We start from the raw sequence: 15,321 nt of genomic DNA on the forward strand, positions 1-15,321 counted from the left end.
CTCCTCTAAAATTAACGTTCATGCACCCATACCCCAGCATTTAAAATAGTTCCTTATTTTAAGTTTTCCCTTAACACTGGCTTTTGTAACAATTTGCTTAGGGACTTCCAGCTCTTTTGGTAATGGTGCTGGAATCCACCAGCCATGTATATATTCATTAGAGCCGGCAATAGCTAAACGCACATCTTTGTAAGGAAGAAAAATGTCCGGTGAACTAGGTAGCGTTAAGATTTTTGGTATGGGGCGAAATATCAAATAAGGCTGCCGAACATACAAAAATAGAAAAGTTGAAATGTAGCGATCGCTATTACTCCTACGCTTGTTAGCAGCAGTTTTCGAGGATTGCTATATACCACGTCCCTAAAGTTATTTTCCACTACTGCCGGGTTAGTGCGTGATTAAGCGGAGGTTCTGTAGTGTTTGAAATCTACAAGCGGCGGAGTAACCCCAGATGGAATATCACAGAAGACTTGGCTAGATATATGTTCATGATGCCACCATATTTTATGTCAATGCATAAGCCCTAATATAATTCGTTCGCTATGTAATATTCTTCAGCTAGAGTTTTGTAATTTACGCAAAAAGAGCGAAAAACTTTTAAAGCTGCACTATACAAGGATTAAACGCAATAAACCAATCCCAATACAATACCCTTGGCTGAATGCGTGTTAACCAATGGTTATCAAAATTTGGTCAAAAAAACATGAATGCACTATTACCCCAAGGAGCGATCGTAGGCCGTGGAGGGCGGTTGTAACAAAGGCACAGAAGAGGCGGGGGCGGCGATAGGGGAAGCTTGAGCTTTTTGTGATCGCCATTGCAACCATGTTTTGAGGGAGCAGTACAGACTAAAAATGAACAAACTATAAATTTTATTTTAAAGATTTGATGAACTTCAGCACAAACACTAGTTTTTTTTGCTACGTAGAGTATTTTCATTGTAGTGCAAAAAGGTTTTCACATTTATTCAGTACCTAACATGAGCTAAATCTTAGGCTTTAGTTTATTCGCTTAGGAGCATTACAACTATGTCTAAAAAATATATTTTCAACAAAATTACTACCGCTCTGGCCACTAGTACCGCCCTTTCTCTGGCGTTCATAGTAGATTTACCTAAAGCTAAAGCATTCTCCCTAATTCAGGAAGATTTGTTTTTTGGACGTAATATTGCCGGAGGTCAAGAGGTATCCCAGAAAGAGTTTCAGGCTTTTGTTGATGCTGTAATTACCCCTCGTTTCTCAAGTGGTCTAACAATTTTTGATGTCAATGGGCAATTTCAAGATAGTACAGGAAAACTTATCGAAGAACCTGCTAAAGTTGTTACCCTCTTCCGAGAAGACACTCCAACAAACGAAGTATCTATTAGCGAGATTGTCAAGGCATACCGCAAGCAGTTCAATCAGGAAAGTGTTTTACAAGTGGCAAACTTTGACGAGCTTGCAGTTAGCTTCGGTTCAGGTAAGGATTTATTTAACAATAGTTCAGTTCCAAAGCTCATCCAAACGGATTTATTTTTTGGGCGTAACATTCCTGGGGACGGTGAAGTATCTCAGAGCGAGTTTCAAGTGTTTGTTGACAGTGTGATTACCCCTCGTTTCCCATCGGGTCTAACAATTTTTGATGCCAATGGGCAATTTCAAGACAGCACCGGAACCATTATTGAAGAACCCTCGAAGGTTGTCACCCTACTTTTGGAAGACGCTTTGAGCAATGAAACCTCAGTTAACGAGATTGTAACGGCGTACCGCCAACAATTTAATCAAGAAAGTGTTTTGGTTGCGGCCAATCAAGATGTAAAGGTTAGCTTCGGTTTAGCTGATGATCTAATTGACAACAGTCCAGTTCCAGAACTAATCCAAGCAGATTTATTTTTTGGGCGCAACATTCCCGGAGGTCAAGAGGTATCCGAAAGCGAGTTTCAAACGTTTGTTGATAGTGTGATTACCCCTCGTTTCCCATCGGGTCTAACAATTTTTGATGCCAATGGGCAATTTCAAGACAGTACCGGAATTATTATTGAAGAACCCTCCAAGGTTATCAGCCTTATCTTTGAAGATACTCTGGATAACGAAACTTCTATTAACCAAATTATTGAAGCTTACCTTCAACAGTTTAGTCAAGAAAGTGTCTTGACAGTTGTTGATGAAGATATCCGTGTGCGTTTTGTAGAGTCTCAGCCTGTTCCAGAACCTTCTTCTGTTACTGGAGCGCTTCTATTTAGCACTTTGATCGTCGCTTGCATATTGAAAAAGAAAGGGCATAAGCATCGGTAAGAGATTAAGATAAAGCACCTTTATCAATCAGTTAAAATACCCAATTTTTTATTAACAAGAATGATTTTCGTGTGTGGGCAGAGGGGGAAGAGGCACAATGGTCATATCCCTTAGCAGAAGACTGCTACACAGAGATAACATCCAAATTAGAATAATTAGCAGACAAACAAAATAATCGTCGCACAGCCAGTAAATATGACAATTAAACAGATTGAGAAACTTAAAACTCCTAAAATTATCCAACAAATCGAATCTACCTTAAAGCCATTGGAGTTTTTAGAGCGTTGTGCAAAAAATTGTGGAGATATTTTTTTCATTAATACCTTTGGGAATGTAGACCTTTTAGTTGTTAGTCATCCCCAGGATCTTCAAGAGTTATTTAATCCAACAAATAAAATTCTTGATGCTCCAGCTGCTGTTAATGAACCCTTCAAAGCTCAAATTGGAGAAAACTCATTAATTGTGCAAGATAGAGAACGCCATCAGCGTCTGCGAAGACTTATCATGCCTCCCTTTCACGGGGAACAGATGCTCAATTATGGGCAACAGATTTGTGATATTACCCAACAAGCTATACAACACCTCAAAGTTGGTCAAACCTTTATTGCTCGACATTTAACTGAAGACATTACTATGACGATTATCTTAAAAATAGTCTTTGGTATTGAGGAGGAATCCAGATTTGAAAAACTGAAAAATTTAATGACAACTTGGCTCTCGTTGACTAGTTCACCGTTCATCGTTAGCGCTTTATTACTTCCGTCTTTACGAAAGGATTTAGGTATTTGGAGTCCTTGGGGAAGATATCTCAGGAAGCGACAACAGATCGATGAAAATCTCATGGTTCAAATATTGGAGCGTCGTCAACTTGTGCAAAGGGAACATTTTGATGTTCTGAGTATGCTAATAGAAGCAAAATATGAAAATGGACAGAGCTTGAGTGATGTCGAATTAAAAGATAACCTCTTAACTTTACTCAATGCTGGTCATGAAACTACTGCTAATGCTCTGGCTTGGGCTTTGTACTGGATTCATCAACAACCACAAGTCTATGAGAAACTATTGCATGAGTTACAAGGCTTAAATACTCCTGACCCTCTCAAAATTGTTCAACTGACTTATCTGACAGCAGTTTGTCAAGAAACTTTACGGATTTACCCTGTAGTTTCGTCCACTTTTCCTAGAGTTACTCGCAGACCTGTTAATTTAAGGGGATATCACGTTCCTTCTGGGACATTTGCAATACCTTCTATTTACCTAACTCACCGCAGAGAAGATTTATATCCTCAACCAGATCAATTTCAACCAGAGAGGTTTATAAATCGTAAATACTCACCTTATGAATTTTGGCCTTTTGGGGCAGGTTCTCGTCAATGTTTAGGTCAAGTATTCGCTTTATTTGAAATGAAATTAATTCTGGCGACGATTCTGTTGAATTCTAAGTTGAAATTAGAGGAGAAAGCCCCTGTTACTCCGGCACGACGGGGTTTTTTAATGGCTCCTAAAGGTGGAGTAAAAATGAGTATTCTGGGAGACTGCTAATTTACATCGGAGATAGATTTAGTGAAACTACGGCTTTGTTAAGCAGTTTGGAGTTCGTTGCTAATTGTCAGAGGTAACAACAGCGATCGCAACTAACGTACCAATCTCCAGAATAGTCTGTGCCTTATGGATTAAAGCTAATAGCATCAGCAACTTACCTTGGTTCTTTTCCAAACATTCAGTTGCTAATTTGGCAATTATTTATACCTCTGTATAAGTACTGTAAATCTTGCCTACAGCGATTGCATCAAGCACTGTATGAGGGCAATCACCCCACAATCTACTCTGATCACTGCCGCTATCTCCTAATAAGTCTTAATTAACCTAGTAGATAGTGCTGTTGACTGCTACTAACTTGGCGATTAAGAGAGACAGAATCAGCCGCAGATATCCCAGAGAAATATCCGTCTTTTGAACCACACGATGGTAAAGCCATTTGTTTAACTTTTACATTATTTAGATATGCTTCTAACTCAGATTCCAGCTTTTCGTAGAGTGCTTGCACGATGATTGCGGGTACTGCAACCGACTCAGCAGTTCCAGCAATCCCTCCATTTTTCTGTTGTTCACGATTCTCAAGAATCCTATTTACAAGTCTATTAGCAGCACCTAATTTAAAAGCATTTCTAAAAGCGCGATCGCCTACGGCTTGTTTTGCCAGTCGTTCAATAGTTTGTTCAAGATACTCAAACTGAATCTGAGTAGAGACGATATTCACTTTTCGCCCTAAGATAATCATTTTAGACCCGCTATGGTAGTGTCTAGTGATTGCAGAGCAATAATTCCCCCAACAAACACCACTTAGTAAAATAAATTTCCATGATGTCATGCGTTTAAACTGGCGAATGACTTCTTCTTCTAGTGGTTGAGGTGTCCAATCTTGGAGTGAGGCGATCGATAAATTGTGCCGGGTTAGCATTTCCTGGGCTTTAGCTGCGGCGGCGCTTGCCTCTGCTTCGTTGGGAGATTGGCTCAGTGCGAATAGTTTTCTAATTTTGTCAGCGATTTTTTCTAGTTCTAACACCTGTGTCTGCATTAGTATCACTTAAGCAAGTTTTGAAAGGAAATATCTTTTTTAATATACTTGTGTAAAATGAAAAATGTAGCTAATTTTTATTCATACATAGCAAGCTTTGTAGCAATTATTCCTGCTAAAAACGGATATTCGTGATAAAGCCATGATTACTGAAAATGATGATTCAGTCGATGCAGTGAATGAACTGGTGAGAAAAATCTCTATTAAAGAAACTCAGCTAAAAATAGCCCAAGAGTCGAATCTCATTCATACATCTCAATAGAATATATAAATTTATTGGCACTGCTCAATGGCAGCGATCGCAACCTAAGACACAATCAACTTCTCATTTTCTTGTATACAGAGAAGAAAAAATGGTCGTTTTGAGCAACTATTACCTGAATGGGTGATTGGGGGGTATAGCGGTCGAGTTGTATCAATGCCAAATCAAAAATCAAACTGGCTCCCGTCCCTAAAAAGCAATCTACGCCCATACAACTTTATGGCAAAATGTCTCTGATTCGCTGATAAGTTCTTGTATTCTGGGATATCCCTTCTTTGTGCAAAGCCAAATGATTCCTATCGATATGAAACGCCTCATCAAAAAAACCTCTAACCCAGTTCGCAAGAAAACAGAAGTAACCCCACCACCGATTGAACCCATTGAGATTCCTGAGAGCCAAAATATTCCTGAACCAGTAATTGAACCAAATCCACCTGTGTACATTGAAGTATCAAAATCGGACTACATTTCTGAACACTATCGCCCCCTACGCTCTGTTGGTAACTCTGGGTGGCAACCGTCAGACGTGTGGCGCGAGTTGAGAGTTGATGATCTATGTCGTGGGTGAGTCAGTATTTAACCCTGTTGTGTCACTTTGAGAGAAGCCAATGCATGAAAGCCTTTGAGAGCCTTCATTCTCAGTTTTTGGCTATAAATTTTAGTGTCTGTTAGAAAAGAAAAGCTCAAAAGCTTATTAAATCAAAGTTTCAAAGTTTCGCTTTGATTATTGTTTTCCGCAAGTGACATAAGAGGGTTAAACAGCACTATACCTGCGGTTCTTGCTAGCCTACGCTAAAATATAATGCCTGCATTTTGGAATAGTGGCAATTGAATTACTGGGGTTTGTTTGGCGTTATCCAGATTAGACAAGGAAATTCCCAGCAACCTAATACTGCGGTTTTCCAAATCAATCGACTCAAACAGCGCTTTGGCTATCTCAAAAATCGTAGAGAGTTCACTAATGGGAGCAAGCATTGTCTTACTGCGGGTTAACTGCTGATAATCAGAGAATTTGACTTTCAATGTTAATGTACGGCCTCGTGTTTCATGCTTCTCTAACCGTTGCTCGACAATTTGGGCAATCTGTTCGAGTTCTTGTAACATCTGGCTGATATCACTTAAGTCCTGTGCAAATGAGGTTTCTGCACCAATGGACTTGCGAACTCGATTTGCTTCAACTGGGCGGTCATCTTCTGCCCTGGCAATTTTGTAGTAATAATTACCTGCTTTACCAAAGTGGTGTGTTAGCTCAGTCAGCGATCGCTCTTTCAAATCTGCGCCAGTGTGAATGCCGAGTGAGTGCATCTTCGCCGCCGTAACTTCTCCAATGCCGTGGAACTTCTCAATCGCTAGCTGCTCTACAAATGCGTAGACGCTTGCGGCTTGTCGTAGACATCGCATCCTCTGGCAAAATCACTGTTAGTCCGTTGGGCTTGTTCTGCCCTGATGCCATTTTTGCAAGAAACTTGTTAATCGACACGCCTGCGGTTGCCGTCAACTGGGTTTCCTGGAAAATTGCAGTTTTGATATGTCTTGCGATCGTAGAAGCGTAGGGGATGTTTTGCCTATTCTCAGTGACATCCAAATATGCCTCATCTAGCGCAACTCCTTCCACTAAATCACTGTAGCGTTTAAAGATAGCGTGGATTGCAGTAGAAATCTCTCGGTAAACGTCGAATCTCGGTCTGACAAAGATAAGCCCAGGACATTTCGCAAAAGCGGTTACTGAGGGCATTGCGGAATAAATGCCAAACTTACGGGCTTCATAACTAGCTGCTGCAACCACACCTCGCTGATTGGGGCTGCCACCGACGACTAACGGTTTACCTCGGTAGCTAGGGTTGTCCCTTTGTTCTACCGATGCGTAAAAAGCATCCATATCAATGTGAACTATTTTCCTGGTTCTAGCGACAGATTCTTGTCCCAAGGGTAGTTCCATCACAAGCAGTCTCGTTCTTCACCCATTTTCAAGCAAATTAAATCCTAAATTAGAAATCCTATAGTACACTAGCACTAGTTTGAGCCAAATTTTGTATATCTGCAAATTATTTAAAGCTTGCTTGAACTTTCTACTATCAGCCCCAATCGGTTTTTCTGTTAATGAGTAAGTGTAACAATGTGGCTCAAATTTGGTATAGCTCCAGATGGAGAATTAGTCTATGTTGAAGATGTTGGTAGTGGTAAAACCGAGCTTTTATGCCCTTATTGTTACGGTAAACTAACTGCTAAGAAAGGTAAGGTCAAGCAGCATCACTTTGCCCATTCGTCAGCCACCTGCTTGCCTGTAGCTAATCGTGATTTCCCGATTTTACCATTGTATGATAATTTTAATATTTACCTATCGCGTAAAGATTTAGCACAGTTAAAATTGCTTTGGAAAGAATACGGCTCAATCAATTATCCTATCAGCCCTGGTTTAGTTACTCCAGGGCTTCTCAAAGCTGGAATGTTCAAGAAAAACGTGTATTTAACCCCTCCAGCTTATGAATTTAGTAGTTTAGGGAAAATTGCTGTTGGGGCGTTAAAATTCAGTTTATTCAACGAAGTGCAAGAACCTCTGTTGCTCAAAAAGCTATTGAAACTAGAGCTAGCAGCCAAACACGCCTTATACAAAAATGCAGCAGATAAGTTATATCGATTAACTGACAAAACACTTTATCGCGCTCAACTTCAACGCATTTTATCCTGCTCTTTATATTTTTTAGAGATCCAAACTAACATTGGCACTTTGTACAAGATAGGAGTTACCGCCAGACCTATCCAACAGCGATTGGCAGAGATAAAAGTAGATTTACTGCCCCAGTATAAAACTGTTGCTATTCAAATACTTGGAACTTGGCCACACAGGGGTAATGTAGAACTATATTTTAAACACCGCTATCATAATTACAACTACCACATTGGTAGTTTAACTGAGTACTTCAAATTTGGTGCTACCGATGCTAACGCTGCCCTACATGAGCTACAACAAATGAAAGATAAAGTACTCTCTCCTGGAGAGATAGACATTCTTAAGGACAATATTAGCTTATCTCAAGTTGCTATGGAGAGGCGTTTTTAAATCAGCAACTTGATGTGAAATTCATGGCAGTTATCCGAAAGCTAGTTAAGCCGGATGTACTAATAAAATATGTCCAAGATGCTCTCTTGCAAACGGAATTTGTAGCTTTGTGAGTGGCAAAAAAAGTAATCTTGTTTTCTGTGTCGCGCTTAAACGAGAGCTTATCGCCATTGCAACCGTATTTTTAGGAAACTAATCTACACAGCATAAATGATTAAAATGGGTAAACCATGTTTCAGGTGAACGAACCGGACTTCAAGTTACGATTCAAAGCACAATTAACATAAACAATAAATGAATTGAAGGGTTAAGTCTGCTGAAAACGACCTGACAAACTTGCGACCATGACTATTAACTCCAGTGGATCAAATGGCTTGGACATATACATTTGAAAGCCTGTCAGCAGCGCCCGCCTTCGGTCTTCTTCTTTGGCATAAGCACTCAAAGCGATCGCTGGGATTTTACCTCCTTTTTCTCCTGGTAAAGCCCTGATTTGACGAATAAAGCTGTAGCCATCCTCCCCTGGCATACCAAGATCCGAAATCAGTATGTGTGGCATTCCCGACTCTAACGCTGACAATGCTTGAGCTACTGATGCTGCTTCACTTACCAAAGCACCATGTTGCTCCAAGATAAAAGCAACAAGCTCACGTCCATCAGCTTCATCATCAACAACTAATACTCGTAAACCGTTGAGTGAAATTTGACTCTCATCGTTTACAGAAATTGATTCCGTACCCTCAGAAATATAAGAGATGCTCATCAGAGGTAAACGCACACCAAAGGCTGCTCCCAGCCCAAGCCCTGGACTATCGGCCTCTACTGTTCCCCCATGCATTTCCACTAAATGCCGGACGATTGCTAGCCCTAAGCCTAGTCCCCCATAGCTTCGGGTTGTACTTGCATCTGCCTGACGGAAACGCTCAAAAATGTAGGGCAAGAAGTCAGCTTTAATACCATTACCCGTATCTTTGACCTGGAGGAGCGCGTCTGTACCCACAGCTTGTAGGCAAACCTCTACCTGTCCTCCAGAAGGCGTAAATTTAATTGCATTACTCAGCAGATTCCACACTACTTGTTGTAAACGACTAGCATCTCCACAAACAGAACTAGCGCACGGATCGAGCATACAGTTAATCGTAATATCTTTAGCTTCAGCTTGTGGTTTTACAGTTTCGATAGCTTCAGTAATCACTGAGATTAGAGAAACTGGACGCTTTTCCAGGCGCAGTTGTCCTCGGATAATACATGATACGTCGAGCAAATCGTCTACTAATTTCGCTTGAGCATTAGCGTTGCGCTCAATAGTTTCTAGCGCCCGAACAGTTGCAGATGAATTTAATTTACCTTGGCGAAGCATTTTAACCCAGCCAAGCATTCCATTGAGCGGTGTGCGAATCTCATGGGAAAGTACTTGCAGAAATTCATCTTTCATCCGATTGGCTGCCTCCGCCTCAACTCGCGCTGCCTGCTCCCGAATTCGTTCGGCTTGTTGAGCTAGAGCATCTTTACGCAGTCGGGACAACTCTAAATTTGTTCGTACCCGTGCCAGCAGTTCTCGCGCCGAAAAAGGTTTGATCAGGTAATCATCTGCACCCATCTCTAAGCCTTCAACACGAGATTCTTCACCAGCGCGAGCAGATAGCAAGATAATAGGTACTTCCCGAGTGGATGATTCAGAGCGCAATTCGCGCAACAATTGCAACCCGTCCATTCCCGGCATCATAATATCGCTCAGTACTAAATCCGGTATCTGCCTGCGGGCTGCTGCTAAGGCAGCTACTCCATCTGTAACTGCCTCTATTTCGTAATCTCCTTGGAGTAAGTGCTTTAAATAATCGCGCATATCTGCGTTGTCATCAGCTAACAAAATACGAGCAGAACTAGACAGAGGGGTAGAGGGGCTGGGGGGCAGAGGAGAGGAACTGCTGTAAGTTCTCCCCTGCACAAATGCTCCCCTGCTCCCTTGCTCCCCCTCCGCTTGGGGTAGCCAACGCCATGCTTCCTCAACAAAAGCAGCCGTTACTGAAGAAGTGTTCGGCAAATCATGCTCAGATACAATGCTTTCAGTGGGCAGATGAGCAGTACCCGTAGGAAGTGAAACAATGAAAGAACTTCCCTGATTTAATTTGCTAATCGCACGAACCGAGCCACCATGAAGTCGAATCAGATCCTGCACTAGCGATAATCCAATCCCAGAGCCTTCATAAGTGCGACCCTTTGACCCTTGTACACGGTAAAAACGCTCGAACAAATGGGGCAATTCTGCTGCTGGAATTCCTGTACCTGTATCCTGGACTTCCAGTTCCACATATTCTGTGTACCAACGTAAGGTTACACTGATTTGTCCAATAAACGTGAATTTGAAAGCATTACTGAGCAAATTCAAAACAATCTTTTCCCACATTTCACGGTCTACATACACCGCTTCTGGTAAAGGTGGGCAATCTACTATTAGACGTAAACCGGCCCGTTCGATTGTTGAGCGGAAGACACTGGCCAGTTCAGTTGTAAATACAGCAAGGTCAACAGGTTCATAAACTGCTTCAATCCGATTTGCTTCGATGCGCGAAAAGTCTAATAGTGTGTTGACCAACTTGAGCAAACGCAAACTGTTTCGGTGAACTAGCTGCAATTGCTCACGTTCCTCACTTGTCATCTTTGACCCGTTTTTGCTACTGAGAACATCCTCTAACGGGCCCAGTATTAATGTCAAAGGTGTGCGAAACTCATGGGAGATATTGTTAAAAAACACTGTTTTCGCCCGATCTAGCTCTGCCAATGCTTCAGCGCGTCGGCGTTCTTCTTCGTATGCCTGAGCATTGCGGACTAAAACCGATATCTGACCTGCGAACAATTCGTAGAATGAGCGATATCCCTCATCTAGCTCACGGCTAGGGCTAATCCCGGCTACCAGTACACCCAATGTCGCGGTTTGCCCAAATGAGGCGATCGGCAGTGCGATCGCAGATTTCACTGGTTCACTAAACGCACCCCCTAAAATTGTGATATATTCATCGATGCCTTCAATTAGAATCGTTTCTCCATTTGCAGCCTTCGCCAATGACCAAACATCTGTGCCATTGGTTTCTAGCTCAATTGTTCTCGGACTGACGACTTGCCCTGCTTGAATCCCCACACATCCTTGTAAGATCAACCTTTTAGTATCGGAGTCACGTAGATATAGCAGTGCAAACGGCACATCCATTGGAGAGGATGCGATAACGGAAAGCGCATCAAGGCAGGTTGCTTCAACGCTTTGGCTTGCGCCTGCTTTAGATGATAAATCGCGTAGCAGCCGCAATCGCCGCTCCCCCAATACTTGCTGTGTCACTTCACTACATACCGCAAGCATCCCAACAATCTGCCCAGAATCGTCTTCTGCCGGAGCATGGGAAACACTAAAGTAGGATTCTTCCCGGTAGCCGGAACGTTCCAACAACAGGAGTAGTGCTGGTGTCAGATTTGCCACTCCCGTTGACATCACCGTTTCGATCATTGGCCCCAGCGTGTCCCATGCCTCCGCGAGTGTAATCCGAATATCAATCCCAAGCGCTGCGGGATGTTTCTCGCCAATCAATTGCGAATAGGCATCGTTGTAAATTTGGATGAAATCTGTGCCCCAAGTTAGAATCATCGGATAGCTCGAAGCAAGCAACGTCTTGACCACTGACTTGAGACTCTGTGACCATACGTCGAGCTTGCCTAACGACGTTTGCGACCAGTCCAAACGATTGATCCGGGTTGCCATTTCCCCACCTCGAAAATGGTCAGCAATGGAGTCAGAAATTCTTGCTTTCATCTGATTGTTTAGGTGTTTCTCTCCTCGACTAGGGACAGCCGCCTATGTTCTCCCCTACTCAAAACTTTGAAAATTAGAACAAGTCTATTTCTAAAGAATATTACTTAATATTAACGCGATGTTCTATATTCTTCCGGTAGACATCGGGTTAAAATTTTCCGTAATCGTGAGATATGCATATCTACCACACGGCTATCTGTATGAACCTCTGGTACAAAACGCCACAATTGCTGTAACACCATCAGTCATATTTTGGGAACCAATCGTTCCCATTCGCCCTTCAAGCGCTGCGTCATACCTTTTGTTACATTATTAATTTCTACTCAATCAAACCCAGATGCCGATGGAAAACTTCAACAGCATTCGCCACACCATCTTCACCCGTGATTTTCTCACCTAACTCCTGGGCTTTAGACCGCATCACCTCATCACCCAGTACGATTTCAATCGCTGCTGCTAAAGTTTTATCTGACAGTTTCTTGTACGGTATCGGCGCAGGGCTGACTCCCAATCGAGTTAGCTTTTCACCCCAAACTGGCTGATCTGCAAAAAAAGGTACAGTAATTGATCGTGTCCCTGCACGTAACACTGCTGCCGTTGTACTAGCTCCTCCGTGATGCACTACTGCTGGCACTTGAGGAAACAGCCAATCATGTGGAACTTCCTTGATCACAAACACTCGTAGCGAATCTTTTATATTCACTGTTCTTCCAACGTTCCCCCAGCCTGATAATATAATCCCGCCTTGATGTGTTTTCTTTAAGGCTTCCACGATGTAATGTGTGAGATATTCTGGATTGGGCATCGTCATGCTCCCAAATCCAAAACACAAAGGCAATTGCTTTCGTCCCAGAAAATCCTCTAGTTCCAGAGGTGGCTCATATTCGGAGGCTTGGTCAATAAACCAAAAACCAGTTACATACACCCATGCAGGCCAGTCACGGGGTCTTGGGATGACGTGTGAGCTAAATCCATACAACACAGGGATTCGTGATACATTCGCCGGAGTCTTCCGTCTGAAGCGTCTGCCCAAATATGGTAAAGGCGGCAATTTCAAAGTTTCTGTTCTGAAGTGATTGAGCAGTGGACGATATCTTTGCCAGTGCAAGAACTCTACTAGTAAGTAGCTGCCATAGTTGATTAATTTCTTTAGCGGGTTTTTAGTTACTTGAGCAAATCTCAAAAACCCAAACATCCCTGTAGGAGTCAACGGCAGAACTGATGCAAAAAAGCAGGGTACACCTAATTTCTCTGCGATGTGATATCCAAAAATAGCTAGCGGCGTGTAGATAATTACCTCACTTCCCTGACACGCACTCCAAGCTGATTCTAACTGTTGAAGTAAAAGCTTATCTCCTTCTTCTTTTTTCAACTTTTCTCCCGCAATCAATCGCTGCCCTTGTTTCGATTGCAGAAACTCTTGCATATTGCCAGCGATTGGCGCAAACTTTAAATCGAACTTCCTCACAAATGGCTCAAAGTTCTCATGGGTTCCTACGGTTACTTCATGCCCCGCACGTTTCAAGCCAATAGCCAAAGCACAGTATGGTTGCAAGTCTCCTCTTGAACCTACGGTTAGGATCGTAATCTTCAGTTTTCGGCTTGGTGCTATAGATAAACTTTGACTCAAATGCTTTTTCAAAAATGAAAACTCCAGTATTCAAAAATTGTACTAATTTACTGTGCCTCTAGGTGATAAACCAATACAGTTGAAATCAGCCTGCTTTTTCGGAACTGTTCCTTTGCCTTCACAGAGGAACTTTCTTAACTGAACCACATTGAGCCAATTACGTAGGCGCAGCCCGTCGTAGACATCGCTGTTGCATTGGTCAATATACAGTCAAAGCAACTCCCTTGACCAATTTCATGAAATAGTCATTAGATCCGAAAATTCTTCAGATGGTATTTCCCACAAAGGTGCTGGATAATTGGTAATTGCCGCATTATTAATTACTATATCTGGCGGAGAATATTTTTGAAGTACGTCTATTGCCCATTTTTCTACAAGTTGTTCATTTGCCACATCTACAGATGTGAAATCGTTGGTAGCACTAAACTTTTGGCGTATTTTATCGATTGCATCTGATGAACGGGCGCAACCAATAACAGTATGTCCCTGTTGAATAAAACCCTCGGTCATCGCATAACCTAAACCTTTGCTTATGCCTGTAATTAAGATGAGCTTACTCATATTTTTATATTATTCCTGCTCTGAATCAATAATTCGTGGGAAAAAATAACCGCTACCTCGAGAACTCTCAATCATCCATTATCTGCTCATTAGAAGTCAAAACTGCGGCGTTGCATAAATGCGGGATGAATTGGCGGGTGAAATCATTGAAAATTCATGACAAATTGGATGAAATCATCCCATGATTCAGCAACGCCAAAACTACAAAACAATCTTGAAGTACAGTTATGAGGAAAGAAGCGATCGCTTAATACTTGCATCTGTGCAACAGATTATTCTGGGACATCTACCTGAAAACAGATTTGTACACAATTAATAAATTCTTACAATTTGGGACTCGTATTTCCCATCGATTTGGTGTACCTTGTTAATTCTGTGCAATTATTAATACCTAAGTTATCACAACTTTACTCATCCAAATTTTAAGCCAATGCCTTCGAGGGAACAGCCAATGAATACTTCTAATGAGATACACACTAAGAAAATCATCAAAAAATCCGACAAGCTTACTCTGAAACAGATGAAGCTAATCGAGGAGGCAGAAGACCAACTTCTTGAAGCTAATACTGTCAATTATACTGCCCCTGTGGTTGAGGTTGAGGAGAAACCAGTAGCGATTTCAGAGCCTAGAGTTCCTGACTATGTTCCGCTCCTTGACAACCCTCCAGTACAATCTGTGGGAAATTCCGGCTGGCAAGTGTCTGATGTCTGGCGGGATATTCGGGTAGATAATTTTTGTAATTAAAGCAGACAATTTGTATTCTCAGACAGTTCTGCATCAAGGCGGTTGCAGTTATCCGCGCAGTATTGCCGCCTGAGCAACTTTTGTAAACTATCTTTGCACTCAGTCAAAGCGATAGTTAATTGTGCCTATAATAAATTACGGCTAGCCATAACTAAAAGTTAGCACCATGTTAGTGTGTATCGCTGGATTACGCATCAAAGGCGATACCAAAGACAAACAAAATTTATCGGCAGCGCAATAGTTTCTATTCCGTGGCCAACATGCACTTCTTTGCGATCGCATGTTGGTGAAAGTGTTGTGTCTGGGGGAAAGTAGTTTTAATCGTAGATTATATCGGATAAAAGATAAGATTACCTTATTTTGTCTTCACACCCCGATCGTGTATACTGAACTTTTAAATTCAGAACGA

The 15,321-nt window shown here is 41.9% G+C and carries 14 protein-coding genes; 6 read left to right on the forward strand and 8 right to left on the reverse strand.

What is annotated here, in order from left to right:
• Positions 1-18: 18 nt before the first annotated feature.
• On the reverse strand, positions 19-276 hold the full coding sequence (locus tag RMY27_RS06365; protein WP_322661466.1) for a hypothetical protein: 258 nt from the start codon (positions 274-276) through the stop codon (positions 19-21).
• Between the two features lie 752 nt (positions 277-1,028).
• Here RMY27_RS06365 and RMY27_RS06370 point away from each other — a divergent pair.
• Complete coding sequence (locus RMY27_RS06370) at positions 1,029-2,273, forward strand: DUF3574 domain-containing protein (protein ID WP_322661468.1); 1,245 nt, start codon at positions 1,029-1,031, stop codon at positions 2,271-2,273.
• Between the two features lie 195 nt (positions 2,274-2,468).
• Complete coding sequence (locus RMY27_RS06375) at positions 2,469-3,815, forward strand: cytochrome P450 (protein WP_322661469.1); 1,347 nt, start codon at positions 2,469-2,471, stop codon at positions 3,813-3,815.
• 319 nt (positions 3,816-4,134) lie between these two features.
• Here RMY27_RS06375 and RMY27_RS06380 read toward each other — a convergent pair whose 3' ends face one another.
• On the reverse strand, positions 4,135-4,851 hold the full coding sequence (locus tag RMY27_RS06380) for a DUF2786 domain-containing protein (RefSeq protein WP_322661471.1): 717 nt from the start codon (positions 4,849-4,851) through the stop codon (positions 4,135-4,137).
• Between the two features lie 551 nt (positions 4,852-5,402).
• On the opposite strand from RMY27_RS06380, the gene RMY27_RS06385 reads away from it, so the two are divergent.
• Positions 5,403-5,681: a hypothetical protein gene (locus tag RMY27_RS06385; protein ID WP_322661473.1), complete on the forward strand. Its 279-nt coding sequence runs from the start codon at positions 5,403-5,405 to the stop codon at positions 5,679-5,681.
• 224 nt (positions 5,682-5,905) lie between these two features.
• Here the strand turns inward: RMY27_RS06385 and RMY27_RS06390 are convergent, their stop codons facing one another.
• Both RMY27_RS06390 and dinB read right to left on the reverse strand, forming a co-directional pair.
• Positions 5,906-6,514: a hypothetical protein gene (locus tag RMY27_RS06390; protein ID WP_322661475.1), complete on the reverse strand. Its 609-nt coding sequence runs from the start codon at positions 6,512-6,514 to the stop codon at positions 5,906-5,908.
• A complete protein-coding gene (gene dinB / locus RMY27_RS06395) occupies positions 6,456-7,052 on the reverse strand; it encodes a DNA polymerase IV (protein WP_322661500.1) in 597 nt (198 codons plus the stop codon). The genes RMY27_RS06390 and dinB overlap by 59 nt, the downstream gene beginning before the upstream one ends.
• 177 nt (positions 7,053-7,229) lie before the next feature.
• On the opposite strand from dinB, the gene RMY27_RS06400 reads away from it, so the two are divergent.
• Positions 7,230-8,174 (forward strand): GIY-YIG nuclease family protein, encoded by a 945-nt coding sequence (locus RMY27_RS06400; protein WP_322661477.1) that lies wholly within the window; start codon positions 7,230-7,232, stop codon positions 8,172-8,174.
• Between the two features lie 307 nt (positions 8,175-8,481).
• Here the strand turns inward: RMY27_RS06400 and RMY27_RS06405 are convergent, their stop codons facing one another.
• The 4 genes from RMY27_RS06405 to RMY27_RS06420 form a co-directional block, all read right to left on the reverse strand.
• Positions 8,482-11,976, reverse strand: coding sequence for an ATP-binding protein (locus RMY27_RS06405; RefSeq protein ID WP_322661479.1), 3,495 nt, complete (start codon positions 11,974-11,976; stop codon positions 8,482-8,484).
• 110 nt (positions 11,977-12,086) lie between these two features.
• Entirely contained in the window at positions 12,087-12,218 is a 132-nt protein-coding gene (locus RMY27_RS06410) for a hypothetical protein (RefSeq protein WP_322661481.1), read from the reverse strand.
• Positions 12,219-12,295: 77 nt separating this feature from the next.
• Positions 12,296-13,618: a glycosyltransferase gene (locus RMY27_RS06415; RefSeq protein ID WP_322661484.1), complete on the reverse strand. Its 1,323-nt coding sequence runs from the start codon at positions 13,616-13,618 to the stop codon at positions 12,296-12,298.
• 222 nt (positions 13,619-13,840) lie between these two features.
• Positions 13,841-14,167: an SDR family oxidoreductase gene (locus tag RMY27_RS06420; RefSeq protein ID WP_322661486.1), complete on the reverse strand. Its 327-nt coding sequence runs from the start codon at positions 14,165-14,167 to the stop codon at positions 13,841-13,843.
• A 181-nt stretch (positions 14,168-14,348) separates the two neighbouring features.
• On the opposite strand from RMY27_RS06420, the gene RMY27_RS06425 reads away from it, so the two are divergent.
• Positions 14,349-14,483 (forward strand): hypothetical protein, encoded by a 135-nt coding sequence (locus RMY27_RS06425; protein WP_322661488.1) that lies wholly within the window; start codon positions 14,349-14,351, stop codon positions 14,481-14,483.
• Between the two features lie 135 nt (positions 14,484-14,618).
• Positions 14,619-14,912: a hypothetical protein gene (locus RMY27_RS06430; RefSeq protein WP_322661490.1), complete on the forward strand. Its 294-nt coding sequence runs from the start codon at positions 14,619-14,621 to the stop codon at positions 14,910-14,912.
• Positions 14,913-15,321 lie beyond the last annotated feature (409 nt).

Source organism: Nostoc sp. DedQUE09 (assembly GCF_034530915.1).
In the GTDB taxonomy this organism is placed as follows: domain Bacteria; phylum Cyanobacteriota; class Cyanobacteriia; order Cyanobacteriales; family Nostocaceae; genus Nostoc.

Excerpts from the sequence above, each read along its gene's own strand:
- RMY27_RS06370 (WP_322661468.1), top strand. The coding sequence starts at position 1,029 with ATGTCTAAAAAATATATTTTCAACAAAATTACTACCGCTCTGGCCACT.
- RMY27_RS06375 (WP_322661469.1), top strand. The coding sequence starts at position 2,469 with ATGACAATTAAACAGATTGAGAAACTTAAAACTCCTAAAATTATCCAA.
- RMY27_RS06420 (WP_322661486.1), bottom strand. The coding sequence starts at position 14,167 with ATGAGTAAGCTCATCTTAATTACAGGCATAAGCAAAGGTTTAGGTTAT.
- dinB (WP_322661500.1), bottom strand. The coding sequence starts at position 7,052 with ATGGAACTACCCTTGGGACAAGAATCTGTCGCTAGAACCAGGAAAATA.
- RMY27_RS06410 (WP_322661481.1), bottom strand. The coding sequence starts at position 12,218 with ATGGTGTTACAGCAATTGTGGCGTTTTGTACCAGAGGTTCATACAGAT.
- RMY27_RS06390 (WP_322661475.1), bottom strand. The coding sequence starts at position 6,514 with ATGCGATGTCTACGACAAGCCGCAAGCGTCTACGCATTTGTAGAGCAG.
- RMY27_RS06425 (WP_322661488.1), top strand. The coding sequence starts at position 14,349 with ATGATTCAGCAACGCCAAAACTACAAAACAATCTTGAAGTACAGTTAT.
- RMY27_RS06400 (WP_322661477.1), top strand. The coding sequence starts at position 7,230 with ATGTGGCTCAAATTTGGTATAGCTCCAGATGGAGAATTAGTCTATGTT.
- RMY27_RS06385 (WP_322661473.1), top strand. The coding sequence starts at position 5,403 with ATGATTCCTATCGATATGAAACGCCTCATCAAAAAAACCTCTAACCCA.
- RMY27_RS06430 (WP_322661490.1), top strand. The coding sequence starts at position 14,619 with ATGAATACTTCTAATGAGATACACACTAAGAAAATCATCAAAAAATCC.
- RMY27_RS06380 (WP_322661471.1), bottom strand. The coding sequence starts at position 4,851 with ATGCAGACACAGGTGTTAGAACTAGAAAAAATCGCTGACAAAATTAGA.
- RMY27_RS06405 (WP_322661479.1), bottom strand. The coding sequence starts at position 11,976 with ATGAAAGCAAGAATTTCTGACTCCATTGCTGACCATTTTCGAGGTGGG.